Source organism: Stenotrophomonas maltophilia (assembly GCF_002799245.1).
In the GTDB taxonomy this organism is placed as follows: Bacteria; Pseudomonadota; Gammaproteobacteria; order Xanthomonadales; family Xanthomonadaceae; genus Stenotrophomonas; species Stenotrophomonas maltophilia_S.
The window spans coordinates 670855-690372 of the sequence record NZ_NEQV01000001.1; the positions used below are offsets into that span (position 1 = coordinate 670855).

The 19518-nt window shown below is 67.0% G+C and carries 11 protein-coding genes, 1 tRNA gene and 1 other RNA gene; 5 read left to right on the plus strand and 8 right to left on the minus strand.

The genetic code is table 11. The annotated features are described in order from the left end of the window. Window positions 1–40: 40 nt before the first annotated feature. Window positions 41–10936 (minus strand): autotransporter-associated beta strand repeat-containing protein, encoded by a 10896-nt coding sequence (locus B9Y64_RS03220; protein WP_100439481.1) that lies wholly within the window; start codon window positions 10934–10936, stop codon window positions 41–43. A 358-nt stretch (window positions 10937–11294) separates the two neighbouring features. Beyond that, on the minus strand, window positions 11295–11612 hold the full coding sequence (locus tag B9Y64_RS03225) for a DMT family transporter (RefSeq protein ID WP_100439482.1): 318 nt from the start codon (window positions 11610–11612) through the stop codon (window positions 11295–11297). 300 nt (window positions 11613–11912) lie between these two features. Between B9Y64_RS03225 and ffs the strand changes: the two genes are divergently transcribed. Further along, window positions 11913–12009: signal recognition particle sRNA small type (ffs, locus tag B9Y64_RS03230), an RNA gene on the plus strand. Between the two features lie 90 nt (window positions 12010–12099). On the opposite strand, the gene B9Y64_RS03235 is transcribed toward ffs, so the two are convergent. Genes B9Y64_RS03235 through B9Y64_RS03245 form a run of 3 tightly spaced genes read right to left on the minus strand, consistent with a single transcriptional unit; the run spans window position 12100 to window position 14002 of the window. Beyond that, on the minus strand, window positions 12100–12489 hold the full coding sequence (locus B9Y64_RS03235; RefSeq protein ID WP_100439483.1) for a DUF4440 domain-containing protein: 390 nt from the start codon (window positions 12487–12489) through the stop codon (window positions 12100–12102). Beyond that, window positions 12486–13253 carry an MBL fold metallo-hydrolase gene (locus B9Y64_RS03240; RefSeq protein ID WP_100439484.1) on the minus strand — a complete coding sequence of 256 codons (768 nt, stop codon included), beginning with the start codon at window positions 13251–13253 and terminating at the stop codon, window positions 12486–12488. The genes B9Y64_RS03235 and B9Y64_RS03240 overlap by 4 nt, the downstream gene beginning before the upstream one ends. Next, entirely contained in the window at window positions 13253–14002 is a 750-nt protein-coding gene (locus B9Y64_RS03245; protein ID WP_100439485.1) for a 3-deoxy-D-manno-octulosonic acid kinase, read from the minus strand. Before B9Y64_RS03245 ends, B9Y64_RS03240 begins: the two co-directional genes overlap by 1 nt. Window positions 14003–14022: 20 nt before the next feature. On the opposite strand from B9Y64_RS03245, the gene B9Y64_RS03250 reads away from it, so the two are divergent. Continuing rightward, window positions 14023–15069 carry a glycosyltransferase family 9 protein gene (locus B9Y64_RS03250; RefSeq protein WP_100439486.1) on the plus strand — a complete coding sequence of 349 codons (1047 nt, stop codon included), beginning with the start codon at window positions 14023–14025 and terminating at the stop codon, window positions 15067–15069. A 72-nt stretch (window positions 15070–15141) separates the two neighbouring features. On the opposite strand, the gene B9Y64_RS03255 is transcribed toward B9Y64_RS03250, so the two are convergent. Further along, a complete protein-coding gene (locus tag B9Y64_RS03255) occupies window positions 15142–15546 on the minus strand; it encodes a DUF6165 family protein (protein ID WP_100439487.1) in 405 nt (134 codons plus the stop codon). Between the two features lie 150 nt (window positions 15547–15696). Between B9Y64_RS03255 and B9Y64_RS03260 the strand changes: the two genes are divergently transcribed. Together B9Y64_RS03260 and fabF are read left to right on the plus strand one after the other, a co-directional pair. Next, window positions 15697–16209, plus strand: coding sequence for a winged helix-turn-helix transcriptional regulator (locus tag B9Y64_RS03260; protein ID WP_100439488.1), 513 nt, complete (start codon window positions 15697–15699; stop codon window positions 16207–16209). A 20-nt stretch (window positions 16210–16229) separates the two neighbouring features. Further along, entirely contained in the window at window positions 16230–17564 is a 1335-nt protein-coding gene (fabF, locus tag B9Y64_RS03265; protein WP_162292362.1) for a beta-ketoacyl-ACP synthase II, read from the plus strand. Between the two features lie 192 nt (window positions 17565–17756). Here fabF and B9Y64_RS03270 read toward each other — a convergent pair. Continuing rightward, a tRNA-Ser gene (locus tag B9Y64_RS03270) sits at window positions 17757–17847 on the minus strand. A 165-nt stretch (window positions 17848–18012) separates the two neighbouring features. Between B9Y64_RS03270 and B9Y64_RS03275 the strand changes: the two genes are divergently transcribed. Continuing rightward, entirely contained in the window at window positions 18013–18717 is a 705-nt protein-coding gene (locus B9Y64_RS03275; protein WP_049446668.1) for a PP2C family protein-serine/threonine phosphatase, read from the plus strand. A gap of 65 nt (window positions 18718–18782) precedes the next feature. On the opposite strand, the gene dnaQ is transcribed toward B9Y64_RS03275, so the two are convergent. Then, on the minus strand, window positions 18783–19514 hold the full coding sequence (gene dnaQ / locus B9Y64_RS03280) for a DNA polymerase III subunit epsilon (protein ID WP_075675240.1): 732 nt from the start codon (window positions 19512–19514) through the stop codon (window positions 18783–18785). Between the last annotated feature and the right edge of the window lie 4 nt (window positions 19515–19518).

Here is a 19518-nt window from a genome sequence, read left to right on the forward strand (position 1 = left end):
GATCCACGCAGCGCGTGGATCTACCCCTGGCCCACTCCCCTTAGAAACCTACCCGCAGGTTGATCTGCCCGCCCACATCGCGGCGGCCATCACCATGCTGGCCCTGCACGAACATCGACAGTTGGCTGTTGCGACCGAGGCCGACCGCCACGCCGAGCTGGCTGACCAGCGCATTGCGTGCCATCACCGCGCTGTAGACGTCGAAGGCATCACCACCGACCGCGAAGCGGTTGCGGCTGGCCACATCGGTATCACCCGACGCGTGCTGCCAACCCAGGCCAACCGTCAGCTGCGCCGGGAAGCGCTCGCCACTGCCCACATCCCAGCGGCCCCGCACGCCGACGGTGCTGACATTGAGCGTGTCCTTGCCGCCTTCCAGCACCAGCGCGGCGCTGCCGCCCTGCTCCACCGCACGATCGCTGTCGACCCAGTGCCGGGTGAACTGCACGTACGGCTGCAGTTGGGTCCTGCCATGGGTCCAGGTCCAGCTGCCTTCGACCTGGGCAATGGTCACGTCCGAATCCTGGCGGCTGTACAGGGTCTGGCCCAGCAGCGGCACTTCACGCGTGGTGCGCGTGCGGTAGTCACCGCGCGACACGCTGCCACCGACCGCAAAGCCGTTGTTCCACTCGCCCTGCGCATACAGGCCGAAGGTGTTGCCACGCAGCCGTGCGCGCGAGCTGCGATCGTACAGGCGCGTGTCGAGCCGTTCATTGCCTGCCGCTGCACCCAGCACCACGTGTTCACCCAGCTGCCAGTCCACACCCGCCATCAGCGCGTTGCGGTTGGAACGGATCTCATCACCGTTGCCATCGCCATCCTGCTTGAACACCTTGCCGCTGCCGGCCAGCCAGGCCGAGGCGCGCTCGCCACGCACGGTCGGCAGTTCACTGCCCAGGCGCTGGCGGATGCCCTCTTCCAGGTAGTTGTCGTACAGCAGCACCGCACGGCTGGCCGCATGCACTTCACCGGACAGCTGGTCGAACGCGCTGCGTGCGGTGGCCGCGTCATACATCAGCACCGTGTTGTACAGGCCCAGCGCCGAACCACTCTGCGGCAGGCTGTCCAGCGCGGCCGCGGTGTTGTACTGGTTGCGGCTGTTGGCCACCGTGGTGAACGCTGCGGTCTGCGCCACGTCGATCTTCAGGTTGGCGGTGTTGGCGGTGTAGACCGGGGTGATGGTCAGGAAGGCCGACGGCGAGGTCGCCGAGGCGAACTGCCCGCTCACCCCACCGCCCGCATTGACCACGGTGTACTGCTGGCCCTGCTGGTAGCTGGTGCTCGGCGAAATGGTGTTCACCTGCACCGTGCTGCCACCCACGTTGGCGCTGCCACCCACCTGCACCGTGTCGCTGCCGGTGGCACCCAGATCGATGCCCAGCGTGCTGCCCGGCGACAGGGTCAGGTTGCCGCCCACGGTGATCGTGCCGGTGCCGTTGCCTGCGCCGCTGCCGTTGCCCGGGCCATTGCCCGGCGACAGCACGCCGCCGCTGGACACCGTCACGCCACCACCGGCACCCCCGATGGTGCCGGTGCCGGACAGGGTCGTACCGCTGCCGATGTTCCACTGGCCGCCGATCGTGCCGGTGACATTCAAGCCGCCGCCGGTGACCTGGCCGGTGCCGTTGAAGCCACCACTGTTGCCGCCCAGATTCAGAGTGCCCGGGCCGGCCTGCACGATGCTGCCGCCGCCGGTGATGCTGCCGCCGAGTGTGGTGGTGCCACCGGTGTTGATCACCAGGCCACCGTTGTTGGTGATGTTGCCGGTGATCGAGCCGCTGGCCCCACCGTTGCCAACCTGCACGGTGCCGCCGGCATTGATGGTGGTGCCGCCGGTGTAGGTGTTGTTGCCGGTCAGGGTCACGATGCCGGTACCGGCCTGGGTCAGGCCGCCGCTGCCGCTGATGGTGCCGCCCACCGTGGTGTTGCCGCCCACGTTGAACACCAGGCTGCCGTTGTTGCTGACGTTTCCGGTGATCGCACCACTCGCACCACCATTGCCGACCTGCAGCGTGCCGCCGGCGTTGATGGTGGTACCCCCGGTATAGGTGTTGTTGCCGGTCAGGGTCACGGTACCGGCACCCGCCTGGGTCAGGCCGCCGCTGCCGCTGATGGCACCGCCGACGGTGGTGTTGCCACCCACGTTGAATACCAGGCTGCCGTTGTTGGTGACGCTGCCGCCGATCGCGCCGGTGGCGCCGCCATTGCCCACCTGCAGGGTGCCACCGGCGTTGATGGTGGTCGGGCCGGTATAGGTGTTGTTGCCGGTCAGGGTCAGCGTACCGCTGCCGGCCTGGGTCAGGCCGCCACTGCCGCTGATGGTGCCGCCCAGCGTGGTGTTGCCCGCCACGTTGGACAGCAGCGTGCCGTTGTTGGTGACATCGCCGACGATCGAGCCCGTCGCACCGCCATTGCCCAGCTGCAGCGTGCCGCCGGCATTGATGGTGGTTCCACCGGTGTAGGTGTTCGTGCCGGTCAGCAGCAGCGTACCGCTGCCGGCCTGGGTCAGGCCGCCACTGCCACTGATGGTACCCCCCAGCGCAGTGTTGCCGGCCACGTTGGAAATCAACGCACCATTGTTGGTGATGTCGCCGGCGAGGGAGCCGGTCGCACCGCCATTGCCCACCTGCAGCGTGCCACCGGCATTGATGGTGGTACCGCCGGTGTAGCTGTTGTTGCCGACCAGGGTGAGCACACCGCTGCCGGCCTGGGTCAGGCCACCACTGCCACTGATCGCGCCACCGACGGTGGTATTGCCCGCGACGTCGAAGACCAGGCTGCCGTTGTTGGCGACATTACCGGTGATTGCACCGGTCGCACCGCCATTGCCCACCTGCAGCGTGCCACCGGCATTGATGGTGGTCCCTCCGGTGTAGGTGTTGTTGCCGGTCAGGGTCAGCGTGCCACTGCCAGCCTGGGTCAGGCCACCAGCGCCGCTGATCGTGCCAGCCAGCGTGGTATTGCCGGCTACGTTGGAGACCAGCGCGCCGTTGTTGGTGATGTCGCCAATGATCGCGCCGGTCGCACCACCATTGCCCACCTGCAGCGTGCCACCGGCATTGATGGTGGTACCACCGGTGTAGGTGTTGTTGCCGGTCAGCACCAGCGTGCCGCTGCCGGCCTGGGTCAGGCCGCCGCTGCCACTGACCACCGCGCCCACGGTTGCCGTCGTCGCCAGGTTGTAGACCAGGCTGCCGTTGTTGGTGATGTCGCCCAGCACCGAACCGGTGCTGCCACCGTTGCCGATCTGCAGCGTGCTGCCACCGTTGATGGTGGTGCCGCCGGTATAGGTGTTGTCGCCGCTCAGCGTCAGCGTGCCGGTACCGCTCTGCACCAGGCCACCGGTGCCACTGAGCACACCGCCGAATGTGGTGCTGCCGTTGTTGCCGCCGGTAGTCAGGGTTGCACCGCCCAGCACCACGCTGGACCCGGTCACGCCGGCCAGGCCGCCGATGCTCTGGCTGCCGCCGGCGCTGATATCCAGCGTACCGGCACCGGCCAGGTTGACCGTGCTGGCACCGGACAGGCTGCCACCGGCCGCCACCGCCAGCGTACCGCTGTTGATGGTGGTGGTGCCGGCATAGGTGCTGGCACCGCCCAGGGTCAGCGTCGCCGCGCCATCCTTGGTCAGGCCGCCGGCACCGGAAACCGCGCCGGCCAGGGTCAGGTCGTTGCTGCCCAGCAAATCGAGCGCCGCACCGGCGCCGAGCGCGACATTGTTGGCCAGGGTCACCGCCGCATTGGCATCCAGCGAGCCGTTGCCTGCGACGGTCAGCGCACCGCTGCCCAGAGCCGCGCTGTTGCCGACCAGCAATCCGCCGGCATTGAGGGTGACGCCCCCGCTGAAGGTATTCGCGCCCCCCAGCGCCTGGGTGCCCGCTCCGTCCTTGATCAACGCGCCGGTACCACCAATGACACCGTCGAACGTGGCGTTGCCGACGCCGCCAAGGGTCAACGTGTTACCGCCCAGGGACACATCCGAACCCGCCACACCGGCCAGCGAACCGATCGCCTGCGCGCCGGCCGCGCTGATGTCGAAGGCGGTACCGGCGTTGGCCAGGTTCACTGCGCCGGTCGCAGCCAGGCTGCCACCGGCCCCGATCGCCAGCGTGCCGGCGTTGATGGTGGTACCACCAGTGAAAGTGTTGGTGCCGGTCAGCGTCTGGGTACCCGAGCCCTCCTTGATCAGGCCACCGGAACCGGCCACCGAACCACTGAACGTGCCATTGGTGGCGTCTCCGATCGTCAGCGTGTTGGCGCCCAGATTCACCGTACCGTTGCCGACCAGGGTACCGAACTGCTGCGTGCCGCTGCCCGCCGACAGATCGAAGGTCGCACCCGAGGCCAGGTTGACGATGCCACTGGCGTGCAGGCTCGCGCCTGCGCCCAGTGCCAACGTACCGGCGTTGATGTAGGTGCCACCGGTGTAGGTGTTGGTGCCGTTCAAGGTCAGCGTCGCGGCACCCTCCTTGGTCAGGCTGCCGGTGCCGCTCAGGCTGCCGTTGAGGGTGAGGTTGTTGCTGCCGAGGACGGTCAACGCATTGTTGAGGATGAAGTTGTTGGCGAGGATGACCGCCGTGTTCGAATCGAGCGTAGCAGCGCCTCCCACCGTCACCGCACCGGTGCCCAGCGCGGCATTGTTGCCGACCACCAGGCCACCGGCGTTGAGCGCCACGCCCCCGTTGAAGGTGCTCGCGCCATTGAGCGTCTGCACGCCCGCACCGTTCTTGATCAGGCCGCCACTGCCGCCGATCACACCGTTGAAGGTGCTGTCCACCGTGCCGCCCAGGGTCAGCGTGCTGCCCCCCAGCGCCACCGTGCTGCCGGCCACGCCGGCCAGCGAACCGATGGTCTGGTTGCCCGCGGAGATGTCGAGCGTGCCGGTGCCGGCCAGGTTCACCGCGCCGGTCGCGGCGAGGCTGCCACCGGCACCGATCGCCAGCGTGCCGCTGTTGATGGTGGTACCACCGGTGTAGGTGTTGGCACCGCTCAGGGTCACGGTCGCCGCACCGTCCTTGATCAGCCCGCCGGTGCCGGAAATCACGCCGCCCAGTGTCAGCGCCTGGCTGCCGAGCAGATCGAGGTTGGCACCCGCTGCCAGCCCGATGTTGTTGGCCAGGCTGGCGCCGGTCGATGCATCCAGTGTTGCGCTGCTTCCGACCGTCAGCGCACCGCTGCCGAGCGCCGCGTTGTTGCCGACCACCAGGCCACCACCGTTGAGTGCAACGCCACCACTGAACAGATTGGCGCCGCCCAGAGTGAGGATGCCGGCACCATTCTTGACCAGGCCACCGGTGCCGGAAATCGCGCCATCGAAGAGGCTGTTGCCAACCCCACCGAGTGTCAGCGTCTGTGCCCCCAGGCTCACCGTCGAGCCCGCCACGCCGTTCAACGAGCCAATGGTCTGGCCGGCCCCCGCGGTGGAGATATCGAAGCCGGTACCTGCAGCACCCAGCGTCACCGCGCCCGTTGCTGCCAGGCTGCCGCCCGGACCAATCGCCAGCGTGCCTGCATTGATGAAGGTGCCGCCGGTGTAGGTGTTGGTACCGGTCAGCGTCTCGATGCCCGCACCGATCTTGGTCAGGCCGCCCGTGCCTGCGATCGAACCACTGAAGGTGCCATCGGTGGCGCCGCCGACTTCGATCGAGTTGGCACCGAGGTTCACCGTACCGTTGCCGACCAGGGTGCCGAACACCTGCGTACCGCTGCCGGCAGACAGATCCAGCGTGGCACCGGTGGCAAGGTTCACTGTCCCGCTCGCTGCCAGACTGGCACCGGCCCCCAGCGCCAGTGTGCCGGCGTTGATGTTGGTGCCACCGGTATAGGTGTTGATGCCATTCAAGGTCAGCGTTGCGCCGCCATTCTTGGTCAGGCTGCCGGCCCCGGAAAGGACGCCGTTGAGGGTCAGCGCATTGTTGCCGAGCACGGTCAGCCCGGCATTGAGCGCGATGTTGTTGGCCAGCGTTGCCAGGCCGGTGGTATCCAGCGTGGCGGCACCACCGACGGTCAGCGCCCCCGTGCCCAGCGCCGCGTCATTGCCGAGCACCAGCCCGCCCGCATTGAGCGTCACGCCGCCGCCAAAGGTGTTGGCACCGGACAACGTCTGTACGCCCGCGCCCACTTTGATCAGCCCGCCGCCGCCACTGATCACGCCGTCGAACGCGGCGTTGCCGGCCGTACCGAAGGTCAGTGAATTCCCGCCCAGCGTCAGCGTGCTTCCACCCACGCCATTGAGTGCGCCGATGGTCTGGCTGCCACCGGCACCGGAGATATCGAAGCCAGCGCCCGCACCCACCGTGACATCACCCGCTGCAGCAAGGCTGCCGCCCGCGCCCAGCGCCAGCGTGCCGGCGTTGATGGTGGTGCCGCCGGTATAGGTATTGGCACCGGACAGCGTCAGCGTGGTGGCGCCATCCTTGATCAGGCTGCCGTTGCCACCTATCACGCCCGACACCGTCAACGCGTTGCTGCCCGGCAATGTCAGTGCGACACCCGAGGCCAGCGTGACCGCATTGCCGAGCGTCACTGCAGCGCCCGCATCCAGCGTGGTGCTGGCATTCACGGCCAGCGAGCCAGTACCCAGCGCACCATCGGCGCCGACCACCAGGCCACCACCGTTCAAGGTCAGGCCACCGCCGAAGGTATTGGTGTTGTTGAGGGTCAGCAGGCCCGCACCATTCTTGATCAGGCTGCCACTGCCGGCCACCACGCCACCCAGGGTGACATCGTTGCTGCCGCCCAGCGTCAGCTGCGTACCGGCACCGAAGTTCACCGCGTTGGCCAGGTTCAGCGCCACGGTGCTGTCCAGCGTGGTGGTGCCGCCGATGCCCAGCGCACCCGTACCCAGCGCGCCGGCGTTGCCGAGAATCAGGCCACCGGCATTGAGCGCAAGGCCACCACTGAAGGTATTGGCACCGGACAGCGTCTGCACGCCCGTACCGGTCTTGATCAGGCCGCCGGTGCCACCGATCACGCCGGCAAAGCTGCCATTGCTGGCGCCGCCAAAGGTGAGCGACTGCGCCCCAAGTGCCAGCTGGCTGCCTGCCACGCCGTTCAACGCGCCGATGGTCTGCGCCGCCCCGGCTGTCGAAATGTCCAGCGTCGCGCCGGCACCGGCAAGATTCACCGCACCGGCTGCGGCCAGGCTGCCGCCCGCGCCCAGCGCCAGCGTGCCGGCATTGACGGTGGTGCCACCGGCGTAGACGTTGGCGCCGGACAGGGTGAGGCGCGCCGCGCCGTCCTTGATCAGCCCACCGGCACCGAACAGCGGCCCGGCCAGCGTCAGATCATTGCTGCCCAGCACGGAGAGGTTGGCACCGGCAGCGAGGCTGATGTTGTTGCTTACAGCCAGTGCCGATGTTGCATCCAGCGAAGCGTTTCCGCCCACGTCCAGCTGCCCGGTACCCAATGCCTGCGCATTGCCAAGCTGCAGTACGCCCGCGTTGAGGCCGACACCCCCGCTGAAGGTATTGGCCCCATTCAATGCCAGTGTCGCCGCACCGTTCTTGACCAGGCCGCCGGTGCCGCCGATGACACCGGCAAGCGACACGTCCTGGCTGCCCAGCAGATCCAGCACTGCGCCTGCCCCGAGGTTGACGCTGTTGGCGAGGTTCAGCGCCACCGAACTGTCCAGCGTTGCATTGGCTCCCACCGAGAGGGCACCGGTGCCCAGTGCGCCAGCGTTCCCCAGCAGCAAGCCACCGCCGTTGACGGTCAGCCCGCCACCGAAGCTGTTGGCGCCATTGAGGGTCAGGGTGCTGGCACCGTTCTTCACCAGCCTGCCCGCGCCCGACACCACCCCACCCAGCGTGATCGCCTGCGAGCCCGGCAGCGACAACGCGGCACCCGCACCCAGTGCGACGTCGTTGCCCAGGTTCAGCGCTGCGCTGCCATCGAGCGAGACATTGCCGCCAATGCCCAGCGCCCCCGTGCCGAGTGCGCCGCTGTTGCCCAGCAGCAGGCTGCCCGCATTTGCGTTCAAGCCACCACTGAACGTGTTGGAGCCGTTCAAGGTCAATGTCGACGCACCGTTCTTGACCAGGCTGCCGGTGCCGCTGATGTCACCGGACAGGGTCAGGTTCTGGCTGCCCGGCAACGTCAGCGCAGCGCCGAGAGTGATCGCATTGCCCAGGTTCAGCGCTGCAGTAGTGTCCAGTGAACCGTTGCCACTGACCGTCAGCGCACCCGTTCCCAGCGCACCTGCGTTGCCCAGCACCAGCCCACCTGCCGCAAGATTCAACCCACCGCTGAAGGTGTTGGCGCCGGTCAGCGTCTGCACGCCGCTGCCCTGCTTGATCAGGCCACCGGTGCCGCCGATCACGCCGGCGAAGGTCTGGTTGGTGGAATCACCGAAGGTCAGCGTGCTGCTGCCCAGCGCGAGGCTGCTGCCAGCCACGCCGGACAACGCACCGATGGTCTGGTTGCCACCCAGCGAGATATCCAGTTCGCTGCCAGCAGCGGCCAGCGTCACCGCGCCGGTTGCCGCCAGGCTGCCACCACTGGCCAATGCCACCCTGCCGGCATTCACCGCCAGCCCGCCGGTGAAGGTGTTTGCACCGCCCAGCGTCAGCGTGGCGGCACCGTTCTTGACCAGGCTGCCGGTTCCGCCGATGACGCCGCCCAGTGTCAGCGCGTTCGAGCCCAGCACATTGAGCGAGCCCCCCGCACCAAGCGTGATGCCATTGCCCACGGTCATCGCAGCAGTGGAGCCGAGGGTCACCGCACCGTTGACATTCAGTGCGCCGGTTCCCAATGCGCCCCCGTTGCCCAGTACCAGGCTGCCGGCGTTGAGCGTCAGGCCACCACCGAAGGTATTGGCACCGTTGAGTGTCAACGAGGACGCACCATTCTTGATCAAGCCACCCGCGCCGCCGATCACGCCGTTGAAGGTGAGCGGCTGGCCACCCAGCAGATCCAGGCTGGCGCCCGAACCGAGGTTGACTGCATTGGCCAGCGCCAGCGCCGTGGTGCCGTCGAGGGAGGCGTTGCCACCGACAGAGAGCGTACCGCCGCCCAGCGCAGCCGCATTGCCCAGCAACAGGCCGCCGGCGTTGAGCGCAATACCGCCACTGAGGGCGTTGACGCCCGACAGGGTCTGCACCCCGGTGCCGAGCTTGATCAGGCCACCGGTGCCTGCAGCAAACGTTCCGCTGTAGCTGGTATTGCCCAGTCCGCCCAGCGTCAGCGTGCGGCTGCCGAGATTGACCGAGCCGCCGAGGCCGGCCAGCGAGCCGATGGTCTGGTTGGCCGCCGCTGAAAGATCCAGGCTGGTGCCAACGCCCAGCGTGATCGCACCGGTCGGCGACAGGCTGCCACCCGCGCCCAGCGCCAATGCTCCGCCGGCCAGGCTGAAGTTGCCGGTCAGCGAATTGGTACCGTTCAACGTGAGCGTGCCGGCACCATTCTTGGTCACGTTGCCGGCACCGGAAATCGAGCCGCTCAATGTCAGCGGGTTGTTGCCCAGCAGGTTCAGCGAGCCCCCTCCATTGATCACCAGATTGTTGCCCAGGTTGAAGCCGGCCGTCGTATCCAGCGAAGCGCTGCCACCTACGGTCAGGTTGCCGACGCCCAGTGCACCGGCATTACCCAGAACCAGGCCGCCGGCATTGAGGTTGACGCCGCCGGAGAACAGGTTTGCGCCCCCGAGAGTGACGATGCCGGTGTTGTTGACCGTCAGCCCACCCGCGCCGGAAAGCACACCACTCAGGCCGAATGCATTGGTCCCCGACAGCTGCAGGTTTCCACCCAGGCCGAAGTTGTTGCCCAGTGTGAGGCCTGCGCTGCTGGCGGCAATCGCACCACCGTTGGCGCTGAAAAGGCCGCTGCCGAACGCAGCCGCGTTGTTGAAGTTGACCAGGCCATCATTGAGCGTGGTCGTCCCCGCGCCCGCCCACGCACCCTGCAGGTTCCAGGTACCGCTGTTGACGGTCAGCTTCTGGAAGTTGAGGTACTGGTTCCAACCCAGCGTGGTCACCGCCCCGCCGGTGCCTGACCCGGGGCCGCTGGCGCTGTTCTGCAGCACCAGCGTGTTGTTGGCGGCACCGGTACCGGCGCCTGCATCGACCGTGCCTGCAGCCGCAACCTTGACTCCGGTAACGCCGGTTATCGTACCGGCAGCGGCGACGCCACCACCTGCAGAGACGCTGGAACCCGCCACCGCGGTAAAGGTATTGCCACCGGTCGAATCACCCAGGTGGACACTGCCGTTGACAGCCCCCGAATTGATGAATGTATTGCCGCCGGACGCGCCCAGGCCAACGCGCCCATCGATGGTTCCGCTGTTGGTTACGTTGGCGGCGGCGCCACCGTAGGTCACCACCGAAGTTGCATCGGAGACACTGCCCAGGCCAATCAACGACATGCTGATCAAGCCGCTGTTGTTGATGGTGGTGGTGCCGTTGACGTTCTGTGCAACCAGCGCCTGGCCACCGAAGCCCAGCAAGGTTGCAAGGTTGACGACACCCTTGATCTGGCCGCCAGAGTTGTTGTTGACGATGATGCTGCTGTTTCCGGCCGCACCATTGCCGATGACCAGGCCAGGCGACGCCAGGACAATCGAGCTGGGATCGATCGTGCCACTGTTGTTGACCGTGACGTTGTCACCGCTCAACGTTGCCGCGTTGCCGCCGCCGACAAGGGGAGGCGTGCGCAGCGTCGCCCCTGCCAGCACATCCAGCGTGATGCCTGAAGCGTTGTTGCTGTAGTTGTTGATGGTGGTGCCGGGATCGCAGGTAACCGTTGTAGTCACCGTGTTGCACGCCGCGAATGCCGATCCACTGGCCAGCGTGGCCGCCAGCGCCACCGCCAGCTGGTGCGCTCTCAAACGCGGCACCCGCGCCGCGCTGACCGCTCCTCCGCCGGGATTCTGGGCGACCTCCGAAGCAACCTGCATTACGCCGAGGGCGCGATTAAAAACCAGACGGTAAATGCGGTTCATCGGTAAATCTCCATGAAAAGACCGGATGGCACTGCAGGCAGTTTTTTTGAAGACGATGCTGCCCATCCCGGCTCCCGGCACGGGAGCAAGGCCTGGCGGCATTAACTTCTGGAAATCCTCACATCTTCACGCGACCGCACCCGGAACAGGCACGCCAGCGTGTCCGTCAAGGCGAAAACTCCCCGATTTCGCATGACGAATGGCGGCACTGTGCGACCGATGGCGCCAGCAGCATGTGAATCACGCTCGTTATTTTTATGACGTACGTCAAATAAATCCGGCAAACAAAATGGTTTTGCCGAAAATGCATATACCTGCAGAAAGCGGAGATTCCCTTCCCCGCCATAAGTAAATGCATTCAGCTGCTGGAGAGTTTCATCAGCACCAGGCCGGAAACGATCAACACCGCTGCACCGATGCGCATCGGGCTGACCTGCTCGCCGAGGAACACGATGCCAACCACGAACGCACCGACCGCACCGATGCCGGTCCAGATCGTATAGGCGGTGCCCAGCGGCAGGCTGCGCATGGCCACCGCCAGCAGCCAGAAGCTGGCGATCATGCCGATGAGGGTGACCACGGTGGGGGTGAGCTTGGTGAAGCCTTCGGACTGCTTCATGGACACGGCCCAGACGATTTCCAGCAGGCCGGCAAACAACAGATAGATCCAGGCCATGACGGCCCTCCTCTTGGTAGGGCCAGGCCGTCCTGGTCTTTGATTCCCGATGCGGGGGAGGTCGTTCCTCCTGGCCGGCATTCTAGCAACGGGGGCCGGCCCCGGCCGCCGCAGCCGGGAACGGGTTACAGCCGATTCAGTGCGCGAAGCTGGCGTCGATGTACCCGCCTGCGCTAGAATACGCGTCTGCCATCGGCGAGCCGATGTGCAGTCCGGCTGTGGTCTCCGGCGCATCGCGCGCTGCTTCCCCTGATCCGTGAACTGGCCGCCCACCGGGCGGCCAACGTCTCTATGGTGGCCCCGTCGGCCCCTCGCGACGCTAGGTCGAAAACTCCGCCAGGGCCGGAAGGCAGCAACGGTATCGATCGACGCGGGCGCCGAGGTCAGCCGGCGGGGCCACCGCCTTTTCTGCACTGGGGTCAGATCCCTTTGCATGGCAAAGGGATCTGACCCCGGCTTCCCATTCTTCGCCGGGCATGGCCCGGCGCTACCCTGCCTCGGGCGTGCCCTGGTGGAACACCATGCGCCATCCGTACCCGTGCCGGCGCCACAGCGAACTGCGCAGCACCCAGCGCTGCGCCTGCCCATCGACGTGATGGCGGCTGCGATAGCGCACCTGGGCCAGATCCTCGGCCAACAGCCGCACCGCGTACTGATCGGACTCGATCAGCACCGCCGCGCGCTCCAGCGGGATCTCCTCCAGCGCGGCCTGGCGTCCATGGCACCGCCCGGAACTGCCGATCTCGGTGAAATCCTCGTCCAGCAATGCGGCAAGGCGCCCACGGTCAGTCCGCACCTGGGGGGCGTGCAGCGCGCGCTCCAGCGCCTCCAGTTCGGCGGCCAGCGCCGCGTCGGCAGGCCGGCCGGTTCCGCTCACGGCGGGTCCTGTACCAGCACGTGCGGTGCGGTCGGGACAGCCAGCGGCACGCACTGCCCCGGCTGCGCGACGCGGTGGCCGCGTGCGGCCAGCGCCACGCCATCGGCCACGCTGGCGTAGTGGTAGAGCATCATCCGGGACTGCAGCTCGGCGCTGTAGTCACGCTCCAGATCGTCCACGCCGGTGTGCGACGGGTTGCCGTGCAGGCCACAGTCGTGGGCGATCAGCTCGTTGTCATTGGCGAAGCGGGCCAGCATCTCCGGAATCGGTCGTGTATCGCCGCTCCAGGTCAGCGCGCCCTGCAGGCGCAGGCCATAGGCGGTCTCCGGCCAGTGGTGGCGCACCGGAAACACTTCCAGGCGCACGCCCTCGTGCCAGAAGGCCTCGCCCACCACGATCAGCTGGAAGGCATCCCAGAAGTTCGCACCGCCCTCGGCCAGCACGTTCGGGTAATCCCCGATGCGCCGGTGCAGCAGCGGCACCACCGTGGCGGGCACGTACAGGCGCACCTTGCCGCGCCGGTGCGCATTGAAGAAGGTGTCCACGAACAGGCGCTCGAAGCCGGCGACGTGGTCCAGGTGCACATGGGTGACGAACAGCGCCTGCGGCAGGTGCCCGTAATGCGCCTTGAACGCGGTCAGGCCTTCACCGCCACAATCGATGGTCAGCCACGGACGTCCATCCCGCTCGATCACCGACATCGGCGATCCCAGCTCGACCGCCGACGCATTGCCGACGCCGAGGAAACGCAACGACCAATCCATCAGGTGCCCCGGTTCCAGGCCATGTCATAGGCGCGGCGCAGCCGCGCGTAGTCCTTCTGCACATCTTCCACGCTGCGCTCGCCGCGCAGCTTGACCAGCGAGCGCAGCAGCCGCTTGAGATTGCGTTCGCGCCAACCGGTGGCCGGGATGCGGATCACCCCGCGGTCGAAGTCGATCAGCCAGCCATGGCCACTGCCATCGAACAGGATGTTGTGCGCGTTGAGGTCGGCATGGTCCAGCCCGGCACGGTGGAAGCGGGCGATCAGCCGCCCGGTCTCTTCCCAGGGGGCGCCCCGGCCAGCGACCAGTGCGCGGTCGGCCAGCGAGCGTACGCCCTCGATCCGCTCCATCAGGATCGCTGCCCGGTAGCGCAGGCCCTCGCGCATGTAGAACGCAGCGATAGGCCGTGGCACCGGCAGTTTTTTCTCGCGCAGCGCGCGCATCAGGCGGAATTCAGCGAAGCTGCGGGTCCGGTCCGAGCCGCGCCACAGGTACTGGTCGTGGCTGATACGGGCCGCCATGCCGCCGCGCAGGTAGTGGCGGAGCACGCTGGCACCGAACGGCGCATCGACGAACCAGGCGCTGCCGCGGCCGCCCTCGCCCACCGGCCGGGCCTTGCTGCCCCAGTGCTGGGGCGAGAACAGGCCGATCTCGGCTTGCCGCAGCCGCTCGCGGTCGAACAGAATGGCCCCGATGCCGCGACCCTCGCGGCATGGCGTCAGCGCTTCATTGGCGTCGAATGCGACCATTTCATTGAGTCTAACAACACATGGCATCAGCGTCCTCATCCTTGTGCCTCCTGCGCCTGTCCGCACTTGGCGATGTCACCCACGTGGTGCCCCTCGTGCGCACCCTGCAGGCCGCGCGCCCGGACACGCCGATCCACTGGATCATCGACAAAGCCGGCCACAAGCTGCTCGATGGCCTGCCCGGCGTCACCTTCCATGCCTACGACAAGAAGAGCGGCATGGCCGGGGTCAAGGAACTGCGCAGGCAGCTGCCGCCGGGGCGCTTCGAAGCGCTGCTGCAGATGCAGGTCGCGTTCCGCGCCAACCTGCTGTCGGCGTTCATTCCAGCCGAGCGCCGCATCGGCTACGACCGCAGCCGCTCCAAGGACCTGCATGGGCTCTTCATCAACGAGCGCATCCCCGACCGCCCCGGCATCCATGTACTGGATGCGATCGGCAGCTTCTGCGAACCGCTGGGCCTGCGCCAGACCGGGGTCAGCTGGGACCTGGCCGTGCCGCCGTCCGCCTTCGAGTGGGCCGCCGCGCAGTGGCAGGACGATGGCCGCCCGGTGCTGATGATCTCGCCCTGTTCCAGCCACGTGCGCCGCAACTGGTACGCCGACCGCTACGCCGCAGTGGCCAACCACGCCGTGCAGCGCGGCTGGCAGGTGGTGCTGTGCGGTGGCCGCAGCGAGCTGGAACGCAGCATGGCCGACGCCATCCAGGCGCAGCTGCACACGCCGGCACTGGACCTGGTCGGCAAGGACACGCTGAAGCAGCTGCCCGCCCTGCTGGCCCGCGCCAACCTGGTGATGACGCCCGATTCCGGCCCGATGCACATCGCCAATGCCATGGGCACCAAGGTGCTGGGCCTGCATGCGGCCAGCAATCCGCACCGCAGTGGCCCGTACTCGGACCGCCGCTACTGCGTGGACCGCTATGACGATGCGGCACGCAAGTACCTGGCCAAGCAGGCCGCCGACCTGAAGTGGGGCACCAAGATCGAGTTCGACGATGTGATGGAACTGATCACCGTCGAAGACGGTATCGCCGCCTTCGAACGCTACGTCGCCGACCACCTGGGGTGATCCCTGCCGCGCCGGGCCATGCCCGGCTGCGGTGGAAGCAGCCGAGCATGGGCTCGGCTCTACAGGAGCGGATTACGCGCGCTGCGCGTAATCCTGATAGGACTTCTCTTCCACGTACGCCGAGCCCAGCGCCAGGTTGATCGCCTTCTTGATGCGCGCGCGTTCGTCGTTGCGCAGGTAGACGCTGCGCGCCAGGTCGATGAAGCCCTGGTCGAACGCCTGCGCCTTCTCCTTCAGCCGGATGTCGTCCTCGATGTCCCACAGCTGCTCGTTGACCGCCTTCAGCTCGGCACGCAGCTTGGCGACATCCTTCACCGCCGCCGGGTGTGCCATCCAGGTCTGCTCCAGCGCCGACAGCTCCCTGCGCACATTGGCCAGCTTGCCCTCGTCACTGATGCGCTCGGACTTGATCTGCAGGATCGAGATCTTGTCCAGCAGCTCGCCGAAAGAAACGGGGACGAGGATTTCAGCGGTCATCGGGGAAAGCTCCAGCAGGTGATGCGCACATGGTAACCCGCGCCTGCGCGATCGCTGGCGGGTGCATGTGCCGCACCACCGCCTGAACCGGCAACGTGCAGCATCCACTAGTAACTTCCATATTTGAAGTTACTCGTTTACGCTGCCCGTATGAGAACGACCAGCTTCGCCACGATGGAATGCCCGACGGCACGGGCACTGGACTGCATTGGCGAATCCTGGAGCCTGCTGATCCTGCGCGACGCCTTCCAGGGCTGCCGGCGCTTCGACGACTTCCAGCAGAGCCTGGGCATCCCTGCCAACACCCTCGCGCGCCGCCTGAAGCACCTGGTCGACAACGGCCTGCTGCAGAAGCAGGCGTACAGCGAACGCCCACCGCGCCATGAGTACGTGCTGACCAGCAAAGGCCAGGAGCTGTTCCCGGTGCTGGTGGTGCTGTTCGACTGGGGCAGTCGCCACCTCACCCCTGAGGGGACCGCCGTTTCGCAGATCGACCGCGCTAGCGGTGCGCCGCTGCAATCGATGGTGGTCGACCGCCACACCCGTACGCCGATCACCGTCGATCGCGTCCTGCTGCAGCCGGGCCCGGTGGCCTCCGAACAGGTCAGGCAACGCGCCGCGCAGGTCGAAGCGCTCTGGAAAGACGTCCCCCTGCCCGAATGAACCCCACCGTGCCTGCCGCCATGAACACCTCCTCTCTTTCTCCCCCGTATCCGCTGGGCTATCGCCGCGTCGTGGTCACCGGCATCGGCATGATCACGCCACTGGGCATGACCGTGGCGACCAGCTGGCGCAACCTGCTGGACGGCCACAGCGGCGTGCGCCCGATCGATCGTTTCGACGCCGCACAGCTGCCCTGCCGCGTCGCCGGACTGCTGCCGCACGGCAACCGCGCGAGCGGCGGCTTCGATCCGGCCGACTGGGCCGACAGCAAAGAACTGAAGAAGATGGACGACTTCATCGTCTATGCGCTGGCTGCTGCGCATGAAGCCATCCACGATGCGGGCTGGTTGCCGCAGGACAACGCGCAGCGCGACCGCACCGGCGTCATGGTCGGCGCCGGCATCGGCGGCCTGCCCGGTATCGAAGCCACCGCGCGCGTGCTTGAGCGAACCTCCGCGCGGCGCATCTCCCCGTTCTTCATCCCCTCCACGCTGATCAACCTGGCCGGCGGGCATATCGCCATCCAGTACGGCTTCCGTGGCCCTGCGCATGCCGCCGTGACCGCCTGTGCGTCGGGGGCCCATGCCATTGGCGATGCCGCGCGGATGATCGCGCTGGACGATGCCGACGTCATGATCGCCGGCGGTACCGAGGCGGCCGTGTGCGAACTCGGCATCGGCGGCTTCTGCGCGGCGCGCGCACTGTCAACGGCGTTCAATGACACACCGGAGCAGGCATCGCGGCCCTGGGACAGGGATCGCGATGGTTTCGTCATGGGCGAAGGCAGCGGCATCCTGGTGCTGGAGGAGTATGAGCACGCGCGTCGGCGTGGCGCCCGCATCCATGCCGAGATCGTGGGTTATGGGATGTCCGGCGATGGCTACCACATCGTGTCGCCGCCGGAAGACGGCAATGGCGCCGCCCGTGCCATGCAGGCCGCCCTGCGCCGCGCCGGCATCGCCCCGGAGCGCATCGACTATCTGAATGCCCATGCGACCTCGACCATGGCTGGCGATCTGGCCGAGATTGCCGCCATCAGGAGCGTGTTTGGTGCGCACGCCACCACAGGTACGATGTCGATCTCTTCAACCAAGTCCTCGATGGGCCACCTGCTGGGCGCCGCCGGCAGCGTCGAAGCCATTCTCTCGATCCTCGCACTGCGCGACCAGGTGGCTCCGCCCACCCGCAACCTGGACACCGCATCGGATGCCTGTGCCGGGCTCGACCTCACCGCGAAGGTGCCGCGACACCGCCGCATCGATTACGCGCTGTCGAACTCGTTCGGCTTTGGCGGCACCAACGCCAGCCTGGTGTTCCGCAGGCTGCCCGAACAGGACATGGCCGCTACGGCGTAACTCCCGCTATGCATCCACGCATGGCGTGGATCTACTGATGCATCTGGAGCAACAAGCCCCTCGGTTGAGGGGCTGCCCCGACAAGGGCGGGGAGAGGCCGGCAACGTGTAGGGCGACGCGTGAAACGCGCGTCGCGTCCCGCGCCAGATAAAAGAAAAAGGGCTGCCTTTCGGCAGCCCTTTTTCTTTTATCTGGCGGAGAGGGGGGGATTCGAACCCCCGAGGCGCTATAAACGCCTGCCTGATTTCGAGTCAGGTACATTCAACCACTCTGCCACCTCTCCGGGTGGTCCCCGGCGGACCGGGGACGCGCATCATACGAGGAAGTAAGGCCGACGACAAGTCATTCCGGTCAATGAAGTGAAAATTTCCTGAGTGCATGCCTTGCCGGATGCCTGCAGCCCCCTGATGATGCCTGTCTCCCCAGCAATACCCCGCCCCCGCACACCATGATCGAATTCGGACATCTCACCCACCCCGGCCTGCGCCGCGAGCTCAACGAAGACACCTACTACGGTGACAGCGAGCTGGCCCTGTGGCTGGTGGCCGATGGCATGGGCGGCCACGCCTGTGGCGAGGTGGCCAGCGCGCTGGCGCGCGAAACCATCGTGCGCGAGATCCGCCGTGGCGCGCCGCTGGCCCACGCCATCCGCACCGCCGACGAAGAGATCATCCGCGCCTCGCGCCGGCGCAACGACACCCTGCCGATGGGCACCACCGTGGTCGCAGCACGTGTGCAGGGCAATCGCTATGAAGTGGCCTGGGTCGGCGACAGCCGTGCCTATCTGTGGCGTGATGGCCAGCTGGCGCAGCTCAGCCAGGACCACAGTGTGGTGCAGGAACTGGTCGCGCAGGGCAACCTGACCGCCGAACAGGCGCGTGCGCATCCGCATCGCAACGTGGTCACCCAGGCACTGGGCGTGACCGATCCGGCGCATCTGAACGTGGCCACCACCAGCGGTGAACTGCGCCCGGGCATGCAGTTGCTGCTGTGCAGTGACGGCCTGACCGAGGAAGTGGACGACCGCGGTATCGCCCGCACCCTTGCCTTCGAGGACGCCAGCGCGCAGGAATGCGTGGACACGCTGGTCGCCGCCGCGCTCGACGGCGGTGGCCGCGACAACATCAGCGTGATCCTGGTGCGCTGCCACTGACCGGTAGATCCACGCCATGCGTGGATACGGCACTGCCGGCCAGCGGCCGGCACTTCCCCGATGCATTACGCGCTGGCGGCTTCTTCCACCTTGGGGCCATCCCACAGTGCGTGGCCGGCCTTCTTGCGCAGCCGCTCCAGCCGTGCGGCATGTGCTTCCAGCTCCGACGGCGTCGCCACCACGCGCGGGCGCGGCAGCAGCTTGCTGGTATCGAAGGCCTGCAGCGCCGCACCGGCGCCACCGCCATCGTCATCACCCAGGCCGAAGCCGATCTCTTCCTGGCCCGAGGTCAGCGCGATGTAGACGTCGCCCAGGATCTGCGCATCAAGCAGGCCGCCATGCAGCGCGCGGTGCGAGTTGTCCACGCCCAGACGCTTGCACAGTGCATCCAGCGAATTGCGCTGGCCCGGGAAGCGCTCCCGCGCCATCACCAGGGTATCGATCACCGTGCAGCGATCGGTGATCTTTCCGTACTGCGGGCCCAGCAGCGACAGCTCGTTGTCGAGGAAGCCCAGATCGAACGCCGCGTTGTGGATGATCAGTTCGGCGCCATCGATGAAGGCCAGGAACTCATCGGCGATCTGCGCGAAGTCCGGCTTGTCAGCCAGGAACTCCAGGGTCAGGCCGGTGACTTCCTGCGCACCCTGCTCGAACTCGCAGTCCGGCTTGATGTACTGGTGGTAGTTGTTGCCGGTCGGGCGGCGCTTGAACAGCTCCACGCAGCCGATTTCGACGATGCGGTTGCCCTTCTTCCATTCCAGGCCGGTGGTTTCGGTATCGAGGATGATCTGACGCATGGGC

Bases quoted from the DNA above. Each gene is read 5' to 3' on its own strand.
- B9Y64_RS03220 (WP_100439481.1), bottom strand. From the start codon at position 10,936: ATGAACCGCATTTACCGTCTGGTTTTTAATCGCGCCCTCGGCGTAATG.
- B9Y64_RS03245 (WP_100439485.1), bottom strand. From the start codon at position 14,002: ATGGTCGCATTCGACGCCAATGAAGCGCTGACGCCATGCCGCGAGGGT.
- fabF (WP_162292362.1), top strand. From the start codon at position 16,230: ATGAACACCTCCTCTCTTTCTCCCCCGTATCCGCTGGGCTATCGCCGC.
- B9Y64_RS03255 (WP_100439487.1), bottom strand. From the start codon at position 15,546: ATGACCGCTGAAATCCTCGTCCCCGTTTCTTTCGGCGAGCTGCTGGAC.
- B9Y64_RS03260 (WP_100439488.1), top strand. From the start codon at position 15,697: ATGAGAACGACCAGCTTCGCCACGATGGAATGCCCGACGGCACGGGCA.
- B9Y64_RS03240 (WP_100439484.1), bottom strand. From the start codon at position 13,253: ATGGATTGGTCGTTGCGTTTCCTCGGCGTCGGCAATGCGTCGGCGGTC.
- B9Y64_RS03250 (WP_100439486.1), top strand. From the start codon at position 14,023: ATGGCATCAGCGTCCTCATCCTTGTGCCTCCTGCGCCTGTCCGCACTT.
- B9Y64_RS03275 (WP_049446668.1), top strand. From the start codon at position 18,013: ATGATCGAATTCGGACATCTCACCCACCCCGGCCTGCGCCGCGAGCTC.
- B9Y64_RS03225 (WP_100439482.1), bottom strand. From the start codon at position 11,612: ATGGCCTGGATCTATCTGTTGTTTGCCGGCCTGCTGGAAATCGTCTGG.
- dnaQ (WP_075675240.1), bottom strand. From the start codon at position 19,514: ATGCGTCAGATCATCCTCGATACCGAAACCACCGGCCTGGAATGGAAG.